We start from the raw sequence: 20324 nt of genomic DNA, 5'->3' as shown, positions 1-20324 counted from the left end.
TCGGCCCCAAGCTAATGCGCCGATGGTGTCCAAGACGTTTTTGCAACCGGCTCACGCTCCGCCAAGCCACGACATGCTTAACATTCCGCGAAAGCGGTGCCGGTCATGCGATGCGTACGGAACCTACTTTGCAGCCTGGAGCTTGTGCAGCCGCCCGGCCACGGCTCGCACCTTGCCCGGCGAGGCCTGCCAGACCGACAACGCCGACAGCAGGCTGACGAGGATGGCGATGCCGAAGGCGAGCGTGTAGTCGCCGGCGCGATCGTAGATCATGCCGGTCACCCACGGCCCGGCCGCGCCACCCGCCAATGCCGCGAGCATGATCATGCCGAAAATGCTGCCCTGGTGCCGGCCCTGAAAAATCTCGAACACCACCGCGCCCATGATCGAGGTGAGGCCGTAACCGAGCGCGCCTTGCGTGAACACCATCAGCCAGACCAGCCACAATGCGGGTAGGAACTTCAGCGCCATCAGCGCCGCGAAGCAGATCGCAAACCCGGCGCAGCTGATCGCCCACACCCATTCGCGCCCGATCCGGTCGGAGACATGGCCGAGGAAAATCTGGCCGGGGATGCCGAGCAGGCTGACGGCGCCGAGCGCCCAGACCGCAACGCTCGGGCTGAAGCCGATGTCGAGCAGGAACTTCGTTTGGTGCACCTGCACCGCATACCAGATGTAGAGTCCGCAGAAATAGCCGAGCGCGATCCACCAGAACCGCGCCGTCGCAACCGCCCGCCTCAGCGTCCAGTCGGTGGCGGCCCAGACGGGATCGACGATGTTGGAGACCGCCTTTGCGGTCCCTGCGGCCGGCGCCGCGTCGCCGTCCGGCTGAAGGCCGATGTCTTCCGGGCGCTTGTGCAGCAGCAGATTGATCGGCGCCAGCACAATCAGGATCATCAGGCCCATCGCGGTGCAGGCCGTGCGCCAGCCGGTCTGCTCGATCAAGTGCTGCACCCATGGCAGCAACGTCATCGAACCGATGCCGACGCCTGCAAAGGCGATGCCGATCGCAAAGCCGCGCTTGCGGATGAACCAGTTCGGCAGGAACAGCGATTGGCCGGAATAGCCGAGACACACCGAGCCGGCGCCGACCATCACACCGATGGTGAGGTAGAGATGCCAGGGCTGACTGGTGAGCGGCGCGAGCAGCAGCGCGCCGGCCATCAGCAACACGCCAAGCTCCATCACGGCGCGCGGTCCCGCGCGATCCATCAGCCGTCCGATCAACGGACTTGCCACGCCGGACGCGACGAACCCGAACGAGAAAGCTCCCGCGGTGACGCCGCGTTCCCAGCCGAATTCAGAAAGAATAGGCGGATAGAACAATGAAAAGGCGGTGCGCGCGTTGACCCCGATGGCCATGGTGACAAAGGTCACCGCAACCACGACCCAGCCGTAGAAGAACGGAAGCCGCATCTTTGCTCTAGCGGCGTTCAAGGCCGGCGCGTCCAGCGGTCGGCGTTGACGGCCCCCTGCGGGACCTCGCCCTTGATGATGGCGTCGACCTGCCGCACCGTTTCCAACGACTGATATTCGATCGCCTGCGGCGTCAGCCCGCCGACATGCGGCGTCGCCACCACGTTGGGGAGCTTCGCCAGCTCGGGCGTCGGCATCTGGTCGGGTGCGCGGCCGACATCCATCGCAGCGCCAGCGATGCGGCTCTCCAGCAGCGCCCTTGCGAGCGCGGCCTCGTCGACGAGATTGCCGCGCGAGAGATTGATGAAGAAGGCATGCTTCCGCATGCGCGCCAGCGCCGCCTCCCCGATCAGCTTCTCGGTCTGCTCGTTGGCAATTGCGAGACAGACGACGTAGTCGGAAGCCGCCAGGAGTTCGTCGAGGCCGAGCTGCTTGATCGCGCCGTCGCCGACGGTCGCGAAGGGATCGGAGACCAGCACCTCCATGCGCATCACCTTGGCGATCTCGGCGAGGTAACGACCGATGCTGCCATAACCGATAATGCCGATTGTGCTGCCGGCGAGCTGACGGCCCATCCGCGCCTCCGGCTTGCGGCCGGCATGGTAGTCGGCGGTGGCCCGCGATACGCCGCGCGACAGGTCGACCATGAAGCCGACCGCGAGCTCAGCGACCGCCTGCACGAAGCCCGGACCGGCGCGCGTCACCAGTACGCCGGCTTGCGAGGCGGCATCGACGTCGACGTTGCGGATGTCGACGGCGCAGCGAACGAAGGCGCGCAGGCGCGGCAACTGCGCAAAGATCTCGCCGCGCCCTTCCGTCATGCGATCGGCGACGATGATGTCGGCGTCCTTTGCCGCATTCACGAGGCTTGCCGCATCGAGCGCCCGGTCGCCCTCGTGCAGGATCACGTCGGCAATCGCCCGCAGGCCGTTCAGGCTCCGGTCACCGTAGTAGTTGCGGCGCATCTCCGGCGTATGGGCCAGCAGGACTTTCACGGTGACACTCCTTCAGTAGCCGAATGCGCGCGGCAACGCGGTCGAGAGCCATGGCACGAAGGCGATGACGAGCAGGCAGAGGAACAACAGGCCGAGATAGCCCAGGATCGGCTTCACCGTCTGCTCGATCGGCACGTTGCCGATCAGGCAGGCGCCGTAGAGCCCAAGCCCGAGCGGCGGCGCGAACAGGCCGACGCCCATCGCGATCACAAGCACCACGCCGAAATGCAGGGGATCGATCCCGAGCTGCACCGCCACGGGAAGAAGCAGCGGCCCGAAGATGATGAGCGCAGCCGCGCCTTCCAGCACCGAGCCCATCACGATCAGCACGGCGATCGCGAGCAGAATGAACAGCCAGGTGCCGCTCGTTTTGGACAGTCCCAGCATGAAGTCGCCGACCGCATGCGGCACCTGCTGCAAGGTCAGCGTGAACGCCAGCGATTGCGCAGCGGCGACGATGAACAGCACCAGCCCCGCGCGGGTCGCCGCCTGGACGAAACTATGCGTCGCCGATCTGAAGCTGAGCTCGCGGAACACGACGCTGCCGACGATGAGCGCGTAGGCGACCGCGAAGGCCGAGATCTCGGTCGCCGTCGCAAAGCCGCTCTTGAAGCCGAAGAAGATCATGAAGATCAGGCCGAACGAGGCGATCGCGCCGCTCCACAATCCCGACACGGGCACTTGCGGCTCGACCTCCTCGGCGTCCGCCGGCGTCTTGCCGAAGATGATCGAGAAGGCGATCAGCACCGCCGCCATCAGCGCCGCCGGCAGCAGCCCCGCCATGAACAGGCCGCCGATCGACAGGTTCGCGACGAAACCCAAAATGATCAGGTTGATGCAGGGCGGAATCGTCTCCGCCATCACCGCGGACGCCGCGAGCAGCGCCACCGCGCTGCCCGGATTCTGCTTCGAGCGGCGCGCCGCCGGGATCAGCACCGAGCCGACGGCCGCGACGTCGGCCATCTTCGAGCCCGAGATGCCGGAGAACAGCACCATCGAGGCCACCATCACGACGTTGAGCCCGCCGCGCATGCGGCCGACGCCGCGCTGCAGCAGCTCGATCAGGCGCACCGACATGCCATTGGCTTCCATGAGGTAGCCGACGAGGATGAAGAACGGAATCGCGAGCAGCACGAAATTGTCGATGCCACGCGCCATCTGCTGGGCGAAAATGACGCCGGGCAGCGCGCCCTCGACCCAGATGAAGATCAGCGCGGCCAGCGCCAGCGCAAAACCGATCGGCAAGCCGCCGAACAGCGTGGCAAAGAAGCCGATCAGCATCAGCACGCCTGCCGACGGCACCGAAGACGGCGACAGATAATCCCAGGCGAGATAGAGGACGGTCACGACGACGACCGCAACAAGGCCTCTCATGATGTCAGGCAGCGGTCGCGCGCAGAGATGGTCGATCGCGAACACCGTCATGAACAGCGCGCCGACGCCCATCGGATAGAAGGTCAGCTCCAGGGGCAGGCCGGAGCCGGTGGTCTGGCCTGCCGTCAGCGAGCCCAGCTTGATGGCGTTATAGGCGACGTAGCCGGAGATCAGCACGACGAGCACGGCGCTGGCGGCGTCGACCAGGCTGCGCAGCCGCAGCGCCAGCAGATCGCGGAAGAAGGACACGCCGACATTCTCGCCGCGCGCCAGCGCACTTGCTGCGCCGAAGAAGGCCGATCCGACCATCAAGCCGCGCGCGACGTCATCCGACCATTCGACCGGCGCGTTGAAGCAGAAGCGCAGTAGCACCGATCCGCAGACGACGGCGAGATCGGCGGCCAAAAGAATCGCCGCGATCGCGTCGCTCAGGCGAAGCAGAAGGGCGATGCTTCCGTGGCGAGCGCCCGAGAGCGGCACGGCTTCTGTCACTGCCATCTCAGGCTTGAGTCGAACGAATGATGTCGATGACGGGCTTCGACTCCGGGCGCGCCTTGATGAAGTTCTCGATCTGCGGCGCCACGCGCTTCTTGAACGCCTCGCGGTCGCATTCGGCCACCGTCACGCCCTTCTCGGTCAGAGCCGTCAACGCTTCCTTCTCGACGGCAAGCCCATGGGCCCGCGTGTCGATCGCGGCCTTCTTCGCGGCGTCGAGAAAGCCCTCGCGCAGCTTCGGATCCATGCGGTTGAAGGTCATATCGCTGAAGTACACCGCGAGCGGCGAGAAATTGTGCTGCGTCAGCGCATAGAACTTCGCCGTTTCGAAGAACTTGCTGGCGAGGATCGTCGGCGGATCGTGCTCGAGGCCATCGAGCACGCCGGCCTGCAACGCGGTGTAGATTTCGCCGAACGCCAGCGGCGTCGCGGCCGCGCCCATCAGCCGCAGGCATTCCGTGATCACGGGATTGGGCAGCGTCCTGATCTTGAGACCGGCGAGATCCTCCGGCGTCTTCACCGGTTTCTTCGCAAAGACGCTCCGGGAGCCGAAATTATAGGCCCAGGCGATGATGCGGATGTTGCTGCCCTTGAGTAGCGCGTCCTCGATCGGCTTGGCGGCGCCGGCGTCGAACGCCTTGGTCTGCTGCGGGAAGCTCGAGAACAGAAAGCCGAGGTCATAGGTGCCGACCAGCGGCACCAGATTGGCTGAGATCGACGAGCCCGACACCATGAGGTCGATGACGCCGAGCTTCACCGAATTGATGACGTCGATCTCCTGACCGAGCTGATTGTCCGGAAAGAAGGCGACCTCAACCTGCTCGCCGAGGCCGTTGCCCTTCAAATTCTTGACGAGGTTGTCGTAATAGACGCGGCCGTTGGCGAATTTTGGATCGTTCGGCAGCGAGGAGGAGCATTTCAGCTTCAGCGTCGCGGCTTCGGCGCGGCCGATGATGGCGGGAGAGAGCACGAGGCCGGCGGACACTGCCGTCGACGACTTGATGAACGTGCGACGGTTGACGGGCACGATAGTCATGGTGTCTCTCCCCGATATTTTTTGTTCGCGGCCATGGTCATAGCCACGGCCTGTTGCGCGGACTGTATGGCCAAAGCGACGGAGCAGGCAAGGGTTGCGACCAGCTCGACCGAGACGGGAGAAGCACAAGGCGCGCCGGCAGAGACTGCAGCGGAATGCCTACATTTGCCGACGCTTTGGATCATGCCGCATCGCGACCGAACGGCGGCCTAGCAAGATTGACGCAGATCGATCCAATTCAGGTATGGATCAATGCCGAACGCAGATTGATGGCTTTTGCTCCTGCAGGCGCGTTGGCGCGCGACAAAAAGCTGCGGGACCGTGATCCCGCAGCTCTCGCGTTTCGATGGTGCGACGATGTCAGCGCGACGACGCGACGCTCAACTGTCCATTCGCCGCCTCGACATCGCGTGAGCGCCGCAGCGCGAAAGCGCCATCGCCGAGCAGGGCCTGCGCGACCAGCGCGATCGCCCAGAACGCGGGGTATTCCCAGCCGCCCTTCGGATTGGTGAAGAAGAAGCCGGCGGCACCGTGCACGGTGAAAATCGCGCCGAGCAGGATCGGGATGCCGGCCAGCGCCGCATGGCGGGTCCAGACGCCGAGAATCAGGGCAGTGCCGCTCAGCACCTCCACGGTCATCACGAGGTAGGCCAGCTCGGGCGGGAAGCCGAGGCTGCCGAAGAACTTTGCCGTTCCGGCCGGGGTGAAAACGAACAATTTCAGGCTGGCATGGGCCAGGAACAGCGCGCCCAGCGTCACGCGCAGCACCAGCGCGGCATAGGGAGCGGTACGGGAATCGATCATGGCGGTCTCCATTGTTGGGCGCAGCTATGATCTATTCTTGTTAGAACGATAATCGGCTATTCTGGAAAAATACTTCATACCAATAGAGTGAGATAGATGCTCGACCGGCTGACCAGCCTGGAAGTTTTCGCCAAGGTGGCGGCCAACGGCAGCCTGTCCGGTGCGGCCCGGGCGATGGGCCTGTCGCAGACCATGGTCACCAAGCACGTGGCCTCACTGGAGGCGCGGCTCGGCATCAAGCTATTCCACCGCACCACGCGGCGGCTGTCGATCACCGAAGCCGGCCGCCTCTATCTGGAATCCTCCGAGCGGATCCTTGCCGACATGGAGACGGCCGATGCCGCGGTCGCGCGGGAGCGCGCCGAGCCGCGCGGATTGTTGCGGGTCAACGTGCCCGTCGTGTTCGGCACGCGGCAGGTCGCGCCCCTCATGGCAGACTTCTCGGAACGCTACCCCGAGCTCATCATCGAGCTCGGCCTCAACGATCGCCTCGTCGACCTCGCCGAGGAAGGCTGGGACCTCGCGATTCGCATCGGACGCTTGCGCGACTCCAGCATGGTGGCGCGAAAGCTCGCGCCGAACCGCCTGGTGGTCTGTGCCGCCCCGTCCTATCTGGCAAAGCACGGAACGCCGCGCACCGTCGCCGACCTCTCAGCGCATAATTGCCTCGGCTACACCCTCACGCAACAGGGCAGCGCCGCGGAATGGGCGTTCGGCGTCGATGGCGAGATCCGCATCCAGATCAGCGGCACCTTGCGCGCCAACAATGGCGACGCGTTGCGCGCGGCGACGCTGGCCGGCCTCGGCCTCGCCCGGCAGCCGACCTTCATCATCGCTGACGATTTACGCGCCGGCACGCTGGTCGCGCTTCCGCTCGATCAGCCGGAGATCCAGTCCTCGGCGGTGCATGCGGTCTACCTGCCCGATCGCCGGCCGCCGGCGAAGGTGCGCGCCTTTATCGATTTCCTCGCCGCACGCTTTGCGCCCGTTACACCCTGGGACCGTGGATTGTCCTGAAAGCACGGCACAGCGTGTCGGCTCTGGTAGATCCCCTGCCCATTTTGCCGCACGCGAGAGCGTGAGATAGCGCACAGACGGAGCAATGACGGACGACTAGAAAAGGTGACATCCTCGCACCTATTGCCGATGGAGGTGACACCATGCGCCGTCCAGTCCTTTGCAATCTAGTTCTTGCTTTCGGTCTCTTTGCGCTCACGCAATTAATGATGCCGACAGGGGCCGCGGCCGAAGCGCGGCTTGCGCTGGTGATCGGCCAATCCGCCTATCGCACGGTTCCGGAGCTGCCCAACGCCGCCAATGACGCCAAGGGCATGGCCGAGTTGCTCGGCAATGCGGGCTTCACCGTCACCGCGGCGCCGAACCTCGCGCAGAGCGAGATGCGCCAGGCGATCTCCGATTTCGCCGGCAAGGTCAGCGCCAGCGGCGCCGACACTATCGCCCTGGTGTTCTATGCCGGCCACGGCTTGCAGATCGACGGCGAGAACTATCTCGTGCCTGTTGATCTCGATCCCAAGCGCGAGGCCGACATTCCGCTGCAGGGCGTGCGGCTGAACGATCTGCTCAACACGCTCGGCGCGTTGCCGACGCGGGCGCGCATCTTCATGCTCGATGCCTGCCGCAACAATCCGTTCCCGGCGCTGAGCGGCGCCGGCCACGGGCTGGCCATCGTCGACACCAAAGCAGGCGCGCCGGGCTCGTTCATTTCATATTCGACCTCGCCCGGTGCAGAGGCCGAGGACGGCTCCGGTGCCGACAGTCCTTACACCACGGCAGCGCTCACCGTCGCCAAGCAACCGAACATCCCGATCGAGGAAGTGTTCAAGCGCATCCGCATCGCGGTTGCGCAATCGACCGACGGGCGGCAGATCCCCTGGGAAAGCTCATCGCTGACGACCGACTTCAAGTTCTTCGGCGATAGCAGCGGCCAACCTGCTGCTCCCGCCGCAAACGCGATGGCGCTCGCCAGCGCCGCGCGCAGCGTCGCGGACTGGCGCAAGGATTTGCAGGGCAAGGATGCCAAGCTCGCCTATGACCTCGTGATTGCCGACGACACAGTGGAAGCCTATCAGGCGTATGTCGAGCTTTACGCACAAGCCTCCTATACGCCGCGTCTGCGCACGGTGCTGGAGCGGCGGCGCCAGATGCTGGCGTGGGACCGCGCGGTAGCGATCAACACTCGCGCCTCGTTCGAGGCCTATCTGGCGAATTGGGACAACAGCGATCTCGCCGCGACCGCGCGCCGCCTGCTCCTCCGCGTGCAGAACCGCAACTATGCCTTGCCGGTTGCGGCCGCCGCGGTGCCGGTCGCCGTCGCAATGGCGCCAACCTGCCCTTGCTCGACACCGGCGCCGCCGGCGATGCCGATCAATCCGACGGTTGCGCCCGTGATCAAGAAGCGCGTCGATGACACGCCGTCCAAGCGCAAGGTCGTCGACACGCCGCCGAAACCGCGCCGGCCGCCGCCTGACGAAGTCGTCGAACGCACGCCGCCGGGGCCGTCGCCTGAAGCCGTCGGCGTCGGGATCGGCCTCGGAATTGGTCTCGGCATGGGCGGCCATGGTGGAGGCATGGGAAGCGGCGGCGACTACAATCGCGGCAGATACTGAGGCGGCCATACGCTCACCTGTCGTGCCCCGGACGCGGCGCAGCGCGCAGCGATGCACCGCAGAGCCGGGGCCCATGTGGTAGCAACTGCGCAGAGAAATGGGTCCAGCAACGCTACGCGCTCCAGCGCGTCCGGGACACGAGAGCAGCGATATTCCCCACCAGTCACTTTCCGGAAATGCTGTAGTCTGATCGGACGACGCACGCTTCCGGGGTCACCGCATCGATGCCGCAAGACACTCACGCCAAGAAAGCATGGCCGCTGTTTGGCTCGCTCGCCTCCTATTCCCTGCCGGGCGATCTCATGGCGGGGCTGACGCTGGCGGCGATCGCGATCCCCGAGCAGATGGCGACCGCGCGGCTCGGCGGCTTCGCGCCGCAAATCGGCTTCTTCGCCTTCATGGCGGGCTCGCTCGGCTTTGCACTGCTCGGCGGCAACCGATTCCTGTCCTGCGGCGCCGATTCCACGATCACACCGATCTTCGCCGGCGGACTTGCCGCGCTCGCAGCTGCGGGCTCGCCGGACTATCAGGGGCTTGCGATCGCACTGGCACTGATGGTCGGCGCGATGATGCTCGCCGGCGGCGCGTTTCGGCTCGGCGGTATCGCCAACCTGCTGTCGATGCCGGTGATGGTCGGCTTCCTCGCCGGCATCTCCGTCCACATCATCGTGTCGCAATTGCCGGGCGTGCTGGGACTGGAATCGCCGGGCGGGCCGACACTTGAGCGCATCGGCGTGCTCGCGACCGAGCTCGGCCGCACCAATCCCGTGACGCTCTGCATCGGTTTCGGCGTGCTCGCCGTGGTCGTCATCTCGGAAAAAATCAGCGCAAAAATTCCCGGCGCGCTGATCGGGCTTGTCGCGGCGACGCTGGCCACGATCGCACTCGGCCTCGAGGGCAAGGGCGTCAACGTCGTCGGCAGCGTGCCGGGCACGCTGCCGCGGCCGACCCTCCACGAGCTTGCGCCGGAGCAATGGGTGCACCTCGTGCCACTCGCCTTCGTCATCACAGTTGTCATAATGGTGCAGACCGCGGCCACGACGCGGTCCTTCCCGTCCGATCCCGACAAGCCCGCCGATGTCGATCGCGACTTCCTCGGCGCCGGCGCCGGCAGCGTGCTATCCGGCCTGTTCGGCGCGTTTCCGGTCAATGCCAGTCCGCCGCGCACGGGCATCGTCGCTGAGACCGGCGGGCAATCACAGCTTGCGGGCCTTGCGGCTGCAGTGATCGTATTGTTGTTGCTCGCGTTCGGAACCGGGCTGCTGCAGCACGTTCCGGATGCAGCCCTTGGCGGCATCCTGCTGTTCGTGGCGCTGCGCATCATCCGCATCAAGCAGATCGCGACGATCTATCGCCAGTCCTTCAGCGAATTCCTGCTGATCGTCGCCACCGCCGCGCTGATCATCGTGCTGCCGATCCAGCAAGGCGCCTTCCTCGGCATCGTGCTGTCGCTGCTGCACGGTATCTGGAGCACGACGCGCGCAAGGCTCGTCGAGTTCGAGCGGGTGCCGGGCACCACGATCTGGTGGCCGGCACATCCGCACATCGCCGGCGAGCGCGTCGCGGGTGTCGCGGTGATCGGGCTTCAGGCGCCGCTGTCCTTCCTCAACGCACCGGGTTTCCGCAGCGACGTGACGAAAGTCCTGGGCACGGCGACGCCGCAATTGCTGGTGTTGGAGGCGAGTGGCATCGTCGAGATCGACTTCACCGCCGCGCAGATCCTGCTCGAGGTCTTCAAGGCGTGCAGTGAACAAGGCGTCACGGTCGCGCTGGCGCGACTGGAATCGGTGCGCGCCCAGGACGCATTCGAGCGCTTCAAGCTGTTCGATGTGCTGCCGAAGGAGCACGTCTTCCACAGCGTCGACGAGGCCGTGCACAGACTGGCGAAATAGAGCCTATTGCACCAGCGCCGGATAGTCCCGCTGCACCGCCTCGCGGATCCAGCCGGCGTGGATCGCGCGGAACAGGATCTGCGCCGTCTTGATGTCGTTCGCCCTCATGCAGAGATCGACGATGCGATGTACCGCATCGTCGCGCATCAGGCCGTCGGAGATCTTCATCGCGATTTCCATCGCGACCTTTGCCGCGCGCTCATAACGTGCGCTGTCCTGCTTGTCGTTTTGCGCAGAGCCAGCGGCGCTCTGGGCCGCGGCGTCACAGATGGCGCGGATGCGCTCGGCGGCCTCGATGTCGCCGAGCGGCCATTCGATCGCTTCGTCCCAGATGTCTTTTCGCGTCTTGCGCGCGAACCACTGCATTGCCTCGCTCCGCCGTGACGGAAGGAGCATAAACGAAAGGCAATGCCGCGCGCTACGCTTCCGGCACGATCTTGCCGGGGTTGAAGATGTTTTGCGGATCGAGTGCCTTTTTCAGCGCACGCATCGCATCCAGCGCCTCGGGGCCGAGCTCGGCCTTGAGGTATTTCTGCTTGCCCTGGCCGATGCCGTGCTCGCCGGTGCAGGTTCCGTCCATCGCCTGCGCGCGCTCGACGAGGCGATGCATGAACTCCTCGCCGCGCGCCATTTCGGCCGCGTCGTTGGTGTCACACACCAGCGAGCAGTGGAAATTGCCGTCGCCGACATGGCCGACGATCGGCGACAACAGGTTGAGTCGCTTGAGATCTTCCTCGGTCTCGCTGACGCAATCGGCAAGCCGCGAGATCGGCACGCAGACGTCGGTTGCGACCACGCCGATGCTGTCTCCGGGCCGCAGCGCCTTGACCGACCAATAGGCATCGTGCCGCGCCTGCCACAGTTTTGTGCGATCCTCGGGCTTAGTGGTCCAGGAGAAATCACCGCCGCCGCAATCCCTGGCGATCTCGCCGAACGCCTTCGACTGCGCATCGACCTCGATCTCGCTGCCGTGGAATTCCATCAGCAGCAGCGGCGTCTCCGGCAGCGTCAGCTTCGAATAGGCATTGCAGGCCTTCACCTGCGCGGCATTGAGCAACTCGATGCGCGCCACGGGAATGCCGGTCTGGATCGCCATGATCACGGCCTGACACGCCCCATGCACAGTCTCGAACGACACCGCGGCCGCCGCGATCGTCTCGGGGATGCCACGCAGCCGAATGGTCAGTTCGGAGATGATGCCGAGTGTGCCTTCGGCGCCGACGAACAGATGCGTCAGGTCGTAGCCGGCGGACGATTTTTTGGCGCGCGTGCCTGTGGTGATGATCTCGCCGTCGCCGCGCACGACCTTCAGCGCCAGCACGCTGTCGCGCATGGTGCCGTAGCGCACCGCATTGGTGCCGGAGGCGCGCGTCGAGGCCATACCGCCGAGCGAGGCGTCCGCGCCGGGATCGATCGGGAAGAACAGGCCCTGGTCGCGCAGATGCTCGTTGAGCGCCTTGCGGGTGACGCCGGGCTGGATCACACAGTCGAGATCCTCGGCATGCACCGCGAGCACCTTGTTCATGTCGCGCAAGTCGATCGAGATGCCGCCGGCGGGTGCGTTGACCTGGCCCTCGAGCGAGGTGCCGGTGCCAAAGGCGATGACGGGGACGCCATTCCTGGCGCAGATCCGCACCACGTCCTGGATGTCGGCGGTCTCCTGCGCCATCACCACGCCATCCGGCGGCTGGTTGACGATCCATGTCGTGGTATGGCCGTGCTGCTCGCGAACGGCCTGCGAGGTGATGAGGCGGTTGCCGAAGCGTGCGGCAAGCTGCTCCAGCGCGCTCGCGAGGGCTTTCGGCGCCGGCCGCGGCGGATTATTGGTGATGGTCGTACCCACGGACATTTCTCCCGACAGAAGAAACCGTGGCAAAGGACATCTCACCGGTCAAGTCAAGCGACCGGACGCATAGCCAGGGAATGAGACATGCCCGAGAGTGCCGCCACCGCCCCTAGGCCTGAGCCGTTCCGCAGCTCGATCATGCAGATCGAGCCGCAATGGATCGACTATAACGGTCATCTCAACATGGCCTATTACAACGTGATGTTCGACCGGGCGATCGACCAGATGTGGCTGCAGCTCGGGATCGGGCCTACCTACATGAAGGAGCGCAACGGCTCGACCTTCACCGCCGAATGCCACGTGCGGTATCTGCGTGAGATCCACCTCGGCGATCCCGTGCAAGTGTCGGTCTGGCTGCTGGAAGCCGACGACAAGCGCCTGCACACCTTCCAGGAGTTGCGCCACGCGGCCGAGGGCTGGCTGTCGGCGACCTCCGAAAACATGTCGCTGCATATCGACATGGGCTCGCGCAAGGTGGCGGCCTTTCCGCCTGACATCCGCGAGCGCATCGCGACCGTCGTCGAGGCTCACCGTGCCGTGCCGCGGCCCGAGGGCATCGGCCGGAACGTGGCGATGCCCTCGAAGCGGTAGGGCTGGATCACATCGCTAGATCCTGCGGCCGCGGGCGAGGCCGACCACCGCCGAGACCAGGAACAGCACGACCGCGACGAAGAAGATGATCTTGGCGATTTCGATCGACGCGCCGGCGAGGCCTCCAAAGCCCAGGATACCGGCGATTAGTGCGATAACCAGAAACGTCACAACCCAGCTCAGCATGGCCTTAACCTCTGTTTTGATGTCTGTCTGCGATCGGCGCGGCTGACGCGCCCCACTTGCAGAAACAATCTCCAGCTCGGAACATTGGTTCCGGCCCACGGGAGCCGGAAATTCGCCCGGCACGCAGGAACAAAATCAGCCCGCCGCGCACGTGGAAAACCTGTTCCGGCCGCCCCATATAGGCAGCAATCCCTGTTATGAAGGCTCCCTTCCGCAACCCCGCGGTGCCATCGTGGGGCCAATGATTCGCATGACCGAGCCGAGCAAGACCACAGGCGTCCCCGACCACCAGCCCGCAGCCGGCGGCATTGCCGCGCGCGCGCGCCCTCCGTGGGTCCAAAATACCTGACCGGGCTCAATCCCGAGCAGCGCGACGCGGTCGAGACGCTGGACGGACCGGTCCTGGTGCTGGCCGGCGCCGGCACCGGCAAGACCCGTGTGCTGACCACCCGCATTGCCCACATCCTGAGCCAGGGCCGCGCCCGCCCCGCCGAGATCCTGTCGGTGACCTTCACCAACAAGGCTGCGCGCGAGATGAAGCACCGGCTCGGCCAGATGCTCGGCCAGGCCGTCGAGGGCATGCCGTGGCTCGGCACCTTCCACTCCATCGGCGGCCGCATTTTGCGGACCCATGCAGAGCTGGCGCAGCTCAAGTCGAACTTCACCGTGCTCGACACCGACGACCAGGTGCGGCTGCTGAAGCAGCTCCTGCAGGCCGACAACATCGACGACAAGCGCTGGCCGGCGCGCATGCTGGCCGGTCTGATCGACGGCTGGAAGAACCGCGGCCTGACGCCGTCGCAGGTGCCGGCAGGCGAAGCCGCCGTGTTCGCCAACGGCAAGGGCGGCAAGCTCTATGCGAGCTACCAGGAGCGACTGAAGATCCTGAATGCCGCCGATTTCGGCGACCTGCTGCTCGAGGACATCCGCATCTTCCGCGAGCACCCCGATATCCTCCGGCAATACCAGCAGCGCTTCAAATTCATCCTGGTGGACGAATATCAGGACACCAACGTCGCACAATATCTGTGGCTGCGGCTGCTATCGCAGGCGCCTTCTTCTCTCGCCTCTCCCCGCGTGCAGGGAAAGGCCGACGCGCAAAGCGCGGCGGGTGAGGGGACTCTCCAAGCACCGCGCTCATGGAGACTCCCCCTCATCCCGCCCTCTCAGTGCGAGCGAAGCTCGTCACGACCCCGCAAGCGGGGAGAAGGAGAAGACCAAGAACATCTGCTGCGTCGGCGACGACGACCAGTCGATCTATGGCTGGCGCGGCGCGGAGGTCGACAACATCCTGCGCTTCGAGCACGACTTTCCCGGCGCCAAGGTGATCCGCCTCGAGCGCAACTACCGTTCGACCGGCCACATCCTCGCGGCCGCCTCGCATCTGATCGCGCATAACGAAGGCCGGCTCGGCAAGACGCTGCGCACCGAAGACCAGGACGGCGAGAAGGTCACGGTGACCGGCTCCTGGGATTCGGAAGAGGAAGCCCGCGGCATCGGCGAGGAGATCGAGCAGATTCAGCGCAAGGGCGAGAAGCTCAACGAGGTCGCCATTCTCGTGCGCGCGTCCTACCAGATGCGCGAATTCGAAGACCGTTTCGTCACGCTCGGCCTGCCCTATCGGGTCATCGGCGGCCCACGCTTCTACGAGCGCGCCGAAATCCGCGATGCGCTGGCTTACCTGCGCGTCATCAATTCGCCCGCCGACGATCTCGCCTTCGAGCGCATCGTCAACGTGCCCAAGCGCGGGCTTGGCGATGCCACCGTCCAGATGCTGCACGACCACGCCCGCAAGCGCCGCATCCCGCTGTTCGAGGCGGCGCGGGCCGTTGTCGAGACCGACGAGCTGAAGCCGAAGGCGCGCGGCAGTCTGCGCGACGTCATCGCCCAGTTCGACCGCTGGCGCGGCCAGCGCGAGGTCACCGCGCACACGGATCTCGCCCAGATCGTGCTCGACGAGAGCGGCTACACCGAGATGTGGCAGAAGGACCGTTCGGCGGACGCCGCGGGCCGGCTGGAGAACCTGAAAGAGCTGGTGCGCTCGATGGAGGAGTTCGAGAACCTGCAGGGGTTTTTGGAGCACATCTCGCTGGTGATGGACCGCGACGGCGGCGCCGAGGAAGACGCGGTGTCCTTGATGACGCTGCATTCGGCCAAGGGTCTCGAATTCGACAACGTGTTTCTGCCCGGTTGGGAGGAAGGCCTGTTCCCGAGCCAGCGCACGCTGGACGAACAGGGCCGCGCGGGGCTCGAGGAGGAGCGCCGGCTCGGCCATGTCGGCCTGACGCGCGCCAGGCGGCGCGCGAAAATCTATTTTGCGACCAACCGCCGGATCCATGGCACCTGGTCGACCACGATCCCGTCGCGCTTCCTCGACGAATTGCCGGCGGCCAATGTCGAGATCACCGAATCCAAGGGCGGCTCGGCCTGGGGCGGCACCGGAGGCTACGGCGCCTCCCGCTTCGACGACATGGAGGCGTTCGGCTCGACCTATTCGACGCCGGGTTGGCAGCGCGCCCAGGCCAACCGCAACCGGGGCCAAGCCAATGGACAAGGCCGCAATGGTGGCGGCGGACGTGGCGGCTTCGAGGAAGAGGCCGCAAATTTCTCGTCGTCTTCGTCATCCGGACCCGACTTCGGCAGCTTCTCCTCGCGCCGCCGCGGGCCGCTGACGATCGAAGGCGAACTGGTCGCCAAATCGACCGGCACCACGTCCGAATTTTCGCTCTCCGACCGCGTCTTCCACCAGAAATTCGGCTACGGCCGCGTCACCAAGATCGACGGCAACAAGCTCACCATCGCCTTCGACAAGGCCGGCGAGAAGAAGGTCGTGGACAGCTTCGTGCAGCGGGCGTGAGGCCGACATGCCTCATTACGTCGCGGTCATCGAAGACAATGGCTCGGACGAAGCCGTTGGCATGTGGTTTCCGGACCTGCCCGGCTGCATGTCCGGCGGCGACGATGTCGAAGAGGCCCTGGAGAATGCGCCCGAGGCGCTCGCGCTCTATGCGCAGGAGCTGATAGAGGACGGCCGCGCGCTTCCCCCACCCAGGACATTGGACGAGCTCAAGGCCGATCCCGAATTTTCCGGCGACATCCGGAACCACACGACCGTCCTAGTCGCATGGCCACCCCTCGCCGACACCGGGGAGTGAGGACTGTTCGCCGCACTGGCCGAACTCTCGACAATTCCGGGGCGAACAGCCCTTGACCATGGCGAACTTCCCCGTATCAGATATCGCCATGGTCCGGGGCTGCATCACATTGATCGTGCTTGCATTGGGGATGCCGTCGCTCGCGACGGCGGAGACGATGAGCTTTGGCGATTCGATCGGTCTGCTGGCAAAAAGTTGCGGCGCGGAAATCGTCGCCAATTGCCGCGGCGTCAATCCGGATTCGACCCGCCTGAAGGAGTGCCTGTCCCGCAACCGGGACGTGCTCTCACAGCAGTGCCAGAGCGACTATCTCACCGCGTTCGATGCCATCCAGAAGCGCGTCGCCGCCCGCATCACGGTCGCGAACGCCTGCCAGCGCGAGATCGTCAAGGTCTGCGGCGGCTCGACCAAGGAGACCAGCAAGTCAGTCCCCTGCCTGGTCTCGACGCCCAGGGGCATCAGCAACAACTGCCTGAAGGCCATCGACGACGCGGGGTATCGATGATGCGCGCAGCCGGGCACATCCGCCGGACTCGGCTTCGCATTGGGCTTCGCTCTGCTCGCGGGCGCAGCCGGTGCACAGACCGCGCCGACCCGTGACGACATCATCGGCAAGCTCAATCATTTCGAGGAGGCCGCCGAGGTCGACCTCCCCGCGCTGAAGCAGCAGGTGATGGAGCGGGCCAAGGCCAGGATCAAGAACGATCCGGGTCCGGTGAACCGGCCGCTGATCGCGCCCGATCTGGCCAAGCTGCCCGCCTTCAACGCCCAGATTCAATTCGACGCCGACACGCCGATCATCCAGCCGGATTCGTACCGTACCGTCGGACGGATCGCCGACGCAATGGTTCACGCCTCGCTGCTGCCCTACACGTTCCTGATCGTCGGCCATGTCGAGTCCAATCAGAAGACGCGGGAAGCCAACGCCATCCTGAGCCAGCGCCGGGCGGATGCGATCCGCGATGTGCTGGTGAACACATTCAAGATTTCGACCAAGCGGCTCCAGCCGATCGGCCTGGGCGAGGAGCAGTTCCTCGACCGCGCTAAGCCGACCTCGGCAGTCAACGGCCAGTTGCAAATCCTGACCTTTGCCAAAGTGCCCGAAGATGCGCCGGCGCATGCCGTAGCAACGCCTGCACCTGCGGCGAAAAAGCCCGCCAGGAAGCATTGAGCGCACGGCCTTCGCGCTTGGCGGAACCCGTTGAAGTCTTGACAGATTTGTGACCTGTCTCACAGCGCGACAGCACGGTCCTGCGCGACAATCGCCCCAGTTTGTGCACTGCCCTATCAGGTGCTATAGGCTGTTTTCGCCCTTTCCCGACCCCGTGCCGCACGAGACTGAGATGGCTGGCTATTTTCAACGCCAACTGGCCGACTATGTCGAATACCATCGCGATCCCTGGAATTGCGCGATGCATGTGGTCGGCATTCTCCTGCTCTTCACCGGCGCGACGCTGCCGCTGACGCTGGTCCATTTCTCCGTGTTCGGGGCCGAGGTCAGCCTTGCGGTGATTTTGGCCCTGCCCGTGCTGGTCTACTGGCTGTTGCTGGACGCCGGCGTCGGGCTCGGCATCCTCGTGTCGATGATCGTGCTGCTTTCGGTCGCAACCGCGATCGGCAGTCAGGTCTCGCTTGCCATGATGTGGTCGATTTTTGCGGTGCTGATCGTGCTCGGCGTCGCATCGCAGATCGTCGGCCACAGGGTGTTCGAGGAGCGGCAGCCGTCGATGGTCGACCACCCCACGCATTTTCTGCTTGGACCGATGTTCGTGATGGCAAAGTTTTACATCGCACTGGGTTTTCGTCGCGACCTCGCCGCGATTCTCGCGCCTCTTCCGAGCAACTCCCTTTCAACCCGATAGCTTTCTCGAAGCGGAACAGCAAAACCTACTTCATGACTCTCGTACTGGTTACCGGTGGCAGCGGTTTCATCGGACAGCATCTCGTCGAAGCGCTCCGCGCCCGTGGGCAGCGGGTACGTGTTCTCGACGTACGGCCGCCGGCGGCGGCAAACGCGGACGTTGAATATGTGCAGGGCTCGGTGCTGGACGGTGCCGCGGTCGATGCTGCGCTTTCCGGGATCGATCAGGTCTATCACCTCGCCGGCCTCCCCGGCATGTGGGTCGCCAACAAACGCGATTTCCACGATGTCAATTTCCGCGGCACCGAGGTCGTGCTTGCGGCTGCGATGAAGCGCGGTGTGTCGCGCTTCCTGCACTGCTCGACGGAATCGATCCTGTTTCCTTATGCGGACCTCAACGGCATTGCCGCAGAGGAGGCGCTGCAGCCGGCCGACGCGATGCCTGGTGCCTATACGCGATCGAAGTCGCTCGCCGAGCACCACGCAGCCAAAGTCGCTGCCACCGGCTTCCCGCTCGTGATCGGCACGCCGACCATGCCGATCGGCCCCGCCGACCACAATCTGACGCCACCCACCGCAATGCTGTGGTACTTCCTGCAAAAGAAGGTGCAGCCGCATCTCGACTTCCTGGTCAACCTCGTCGACGTTCGCGACGTCGCCATGGGCCTGGTGCTGACGATGGAGCGCGGTCGCAACGGCCAGCGCTACATCCTTGGCGGCGACTGCGTCAGGCTCGGCCAGATCCTGCGGATGATGTCGGCGATGAGCGGACGGCGGCAATATCCGATGGTCGTTCCCGGCAAGATCGCCGAGCTCTCCGCCACCATGCTGGAATCGATCTCCGATCGCATCACGCGCCGTCCGCCCAACGGCACCGCCGAGGGCGTGCGCATTGCGCTGGCCGCGAGCGACCTTTCAATCGGCAAGGCCCGTCACGAGCTCGGCTATGCGCCGCGCCCGATCGAGCCGGTGCTGCGCGAAACCATCACCCATCTGCTCGCCCGCGGCGGCCAGGCCGCGTCCAATGCCATCGAGCATCACGCGCTGTCCTCGCGCGCGAGCTGATCTGCTCCCCAACCCAAAGAACCTTTCCGCATGTCCTTCGATTTCAGCAAGCTTCTCTCTGTCGCCTGGGGCGGCTGGACCACGACCTGGCCGACGCAGTTGCTCGCGCTGATCTGGCTCGCCTGGCTCGCCAGCTGGGTCGGTGCCTCGTTCTGGCAGGGCCGCACCCAGAAGCAGGTGATGACGCTCGAGTCCGGCCGCTATCGCATCCCGATCCTGGTCGGCGGCATCCTGTTCACGCCCTGGACTGCAGAAATCCTGGGCGAGAAGCCGCTCTGGGTGTTCGGCAATACCGGCGTCTACATCACAGCCCTGATCGTGCTCGCCGGGATCTCGTTCACCTGGTGGGGCCGGCTGCATCTCGGCCAGTTCTGGTCGAACACCATCACCCACAAGGAAGACCACCGCGTCGTCGACACCGGTCCCTACGGCATCGTGCGGCACCCGATCTACACCGGCTTGATCCTTGGCATGCTGGTCACCGGCATCGCGGTCGGCACCGTGACGGCGATCCTCGGCGCGATCCTGATTTCGCTCGGCATGTGGCAGAAGGGCCGGATGGAAGAGGTGTTTCTGTCGAAGGAACTCGGCGAGGACGCCTACGGCGCCTATTGCCGCCGCGTGCCGATGATCATCCCGTTCCTATCGCCGCGCTGAGGCCGGAACCGACCCTTCGCTCGTCCGTTTACGGCTCGACGCATGCAACGACCGCAGAGCATCGAGCCATGTCGGACGCCTACGATTATTTTCGCGCGCACGCGATCGCGGCGGTCCGCAAGGCGCGGGCGTTGCCGCCGGGGCGGCCGAAGCTGAAGCAGCGCACCGTCGCGCGCGTCTATCACCTCCTCTCCAGGGAAGCCGCACTCGCACCGAACATTCGTCATCTCGATGATTTCCGTGCGGCGCGACGGCTGGAGCTGCAGGTCCGCCGCTAATCCCCTCGCCCATGCAAATTCGATCAGCAGCCATTCCACGGCAATA

At 65.1% G+C, this 20324-nt stretch carries 19 protein-coding genes and 1 pseudogene; 12 read left to right on the top strand and 8 right to left on the bottom strand.

The features are described 5' to 3' along the window. Positions 1-123: 123 nt before the first annotated feature. The 5 genes from ACTGJ9_RS15475 to ACTGJ9_RS15455 all read right to left on the bottom strand — a co-directional run bounded on the left by ACTGJ9_RS15475 (position 124) and on the right by ACTGJ9_RS15455 (position 6120). Positions 124-1416 (bottom strand): MFS transporter, encoded by a 1293-nt coding sequence (locus ACTGJ9_RS15475; RefSeq protein WP_456677749.1) that lies wholly within the window; start codon positions 1414-1416, stop codon positions 124-126. Between the two features lie 17 nt (positions 1417-1433). Beyond that, positions 1434-2411 carry a hydroxyacid dehydrogenase gene (locus ACTGJ9_RS15470; RefSeq protein WP_456677748.1) on the bottom strand — a complete coding sequence of 326 codons (978 nt, stop codon included), beginning with the start codon at positions 2409-2411 and terminating at the stop codon, positions 1434-1436. Positions 2412-2423: 12 nt separating this feature from the next. Further along, positions 2424-4283, bottom strand: a complete 1860-nt coding sequence (locus tag ACTGJ9_RS15465; protein WP_456677747.1) for a TRAP transporter large permease — start codon at positions 4281-4283, stop codon at positions 2424-2426. 1 nt (position 4284) lies between these two features. Continuing rightward, positions 4285-5316 (bottom strand): TRAP transporter substrate-binding protein, encoded by a 1032-nt coding sequence (locus ACTGJ9_RS15460; RefSeq protein ID WP_456677746.1) that lies wholly within the window; start codon positions 5314-5316, stop codon positions 4285-4287. 360 nt (positions 5317-5676) lie between these two features. Next, positions 5677-6120: a DoxX family protein gene (locus ACTGJ9_RS15455; RefSeq protein ID WP_456678535.1), complete on the bottom strand. Its 444-nt coding sequence runs from the start codon at positions 6118-6120 to the stop codon at positions 5677-5679. 96 nt (positions 6121-6216) lie between these two features. Between ACTGJ9_RS15455 and ACTGJ9_RS15450 the strand changes: the two genes are divergently transcribed. The 3 genes from ACTGJ9_RS15450 to ACTGJ9_RS15440 all read left to right on the top strand — a co-directional run bounded on the left by ACTGJ9_RS15450 (position 6217) and on the right by ACTGJ9_RS15440 (position 10639). Further along, positions 6217-7137 carry a LysR family transcriptional regulator gene (locus tag ACTGJ9_RS15450; protein WP_456677745.1) on the top strand — a complete coding sequence of 307 codons (921 nt, stop codon included), beginning with the start codon at positions 6217-6219 and terminating at the stop codon, positions 7135-7137. Positions 7138-7280: 143 nt separating this feature from the next. After that, the gene (locus ACTGJ9_RS15445) at positions 7281-8747 is read left to right on the top strand and encodes a caspase family protein (RefSeq protein ID WP_456677744.1); all 1467 of its coding nucleotides are present in this window, start codon (positions 7281-7283) and stop codon (positions 8745-8747) included. 224 nt (positions 8748-8971) lie between these two features. Then, a complete protein-coding gene (locus ACTGJ9_RS15440) occupies positions 8972-10639 on the top strand; it encodes a SulP family inorganic anion transporter (protein WP_456677743.1) in 1668 nt (555 codons plus the stop codon). Between the two features lie 3 nt (positions 10640-10642). On the opposite strand, the gene ACTGJ9_RS15435 is transcribed toward ACTGJ9_RS15440, so the two are convergent. Further along, positions 10643-11005, bottom strand: a complete 363-nt coding sequence (locus ACTGJ9_RS15435) for a hypothetical protein (RefSeq protein ID WP_456677742.1) — start codon at positions 11003-11005, stop codon at positions 10643-10645. Between the two features lie 52 nt (positions 11006-11057). Further along, a complete protein-coding gene (locus ACTGJ9_RS15430; RefSeq protein ID WP_456677741.1) occupies positions 11058-12482 on the bottom strand; it encodes an FAD-binding oxidoreductase in 1425 nt (474 codons plus the stop codon). An 87-nt stretch (positions 12483-12569) separates the two neighbouring features. Between ACTGJ9_RS15430 and ACTGJ9_RS15425 the strand changes: the two genes are divergently transcribed. After that, a complete protein-coding gene (locus ACTGJ9_RS15425; protein ID WP_456677740.1) occupies positions 12570-13076 on the top strand; it encodes a thioesterase family protein in 507 nt (168 codons plus the stop codon). Between the two features lie 15 nt (positions 13077-13091). On the opposite strand, the gene ACTGJ9_RS15420 is transcribed toward ACTGJ9_RS15425, so the two are convergent. Then, complete coding sequence (locus ACTGJ9_RS15420) at positions 13092-13262, bottom strand: DUF1328 domain-containing protein (RefSeq protein WP_045006173.1); 171 nt, start codon at positions 13260-13262, stop codon at positions 13092-13094. 250 nt (positions 13263-13512) lie between these two features. On the opposite strand from ACTGJ9_RS15420, the pseudogene ACTGJ9_RS15415 reads away from it, so the two are divergent. From ACTGJ9_RS15415 to ACTGJ9_RS15380, 8 genes and pseudogenes are all read left to right on the top strand, one after another. After that, positions 13513-16119: pseudogene (locus tag ACTGJ9_RS15415) on the top strand (ATP-dependent helicase). A gap of 7 nt (positions 16120-16126) precedes the next feature. Then, the gene (locus ACTGJ9_RS15410) at positions 16127-16417 is read left to right on the top strand and encodes a type II toxin-antitoxin system HicB family antitoxin (protein ID WP_456677739.1); all 291 of its coding nucleotides are present in this window, start codon (positions 16127-16129) and stop codon (positions 16415-16417) included. A gap of 88 nt (positions 16418-16505) precedes the next feature. Next, positions 16506-16922 carry a hypothetical protein gene (locus ACTGJ9_RS15405; protein ID WP_456678534.1) on the top strand — a complete coding sequence of 139 codons (417 nt, stop codon included), beginning with the start codon at positions 16506-16508 and terminating at the stop codon, positions 16920-16922. 39 nt (positions 16923-16961) lie between these two features. Next, complete coding sequence (locus tag ACTGJ9_RS15400) at positions 16962-17588, top strand: OmpA family protein (protein ID WP_456677738.1); 627 nt, start codon at positions 16962-16964, stop codon at positions 17586-17588. 172 nt (positions 17589-17760) lie between these two features. After that, a complete protein-coding gene (locus tag ACTGJ9_RS15395) occupies positions 17761-18279 on the top strand; it encodes an Mpo1 family 2-hydroxy fatty acid dioxygenase (RefSeq protein ID WP_456677737.1) in 519 nt (172 codons plus the stop codon). A gap of 32 nt (positions 18280-18311) precedes the next feature. Beyond that, on the top strand, positions 18312-19343 hold the full coding sequence (locus ACTGJ9_RS15390; protein ID WP_456677736.1) for an NAD-dependent epimerase/dehydratase family protein: 1032 nt from the start codon (positions 18312-18314) through the stop codon (positions 19341-19343). Between the two features lie 30 nt (positions 19344-19373). Continuing rightward, positions 19374-20000 carry a methyltransferase family protein gene (locus ACTGJ9_RS15385; protein WP_456677735.1) on the top strand — a complete coding sequence of 209 codons (627 nt, stop codon included), beginning with the start codon at positions 19374-19376 and terminating at the stop codon, positions 19998-20000. Positions 20001-20068: 68 nt separating this feature from the next. Then, positions 20069-20278: a hypothetical protein gene (locus ACTGJ9_RS15380; protein WP_456677734.1), complete on the top strand. Its 210-nt coding sequence runs from the start codon at positions 20069-20071 to the stop codon at positions 20276-20278. Positions 20279-20324 lie beyond the last annotated feature (46 nt).

Origin of the sequence: Bradyrhizobium sp. RDM12, from assembly GCF_051917485.1 — a bacterium.
GTDB lineage: Bacteria > Pseudomonadota > Alphaproteobacteria > Rhizobiales > Xanthobacteraceae > Bradyrhizobium.
Note: the sequence above shows the minus strand (reverse complement) of the source record. Positions and strands in the feature narration are given on the sequence as shown.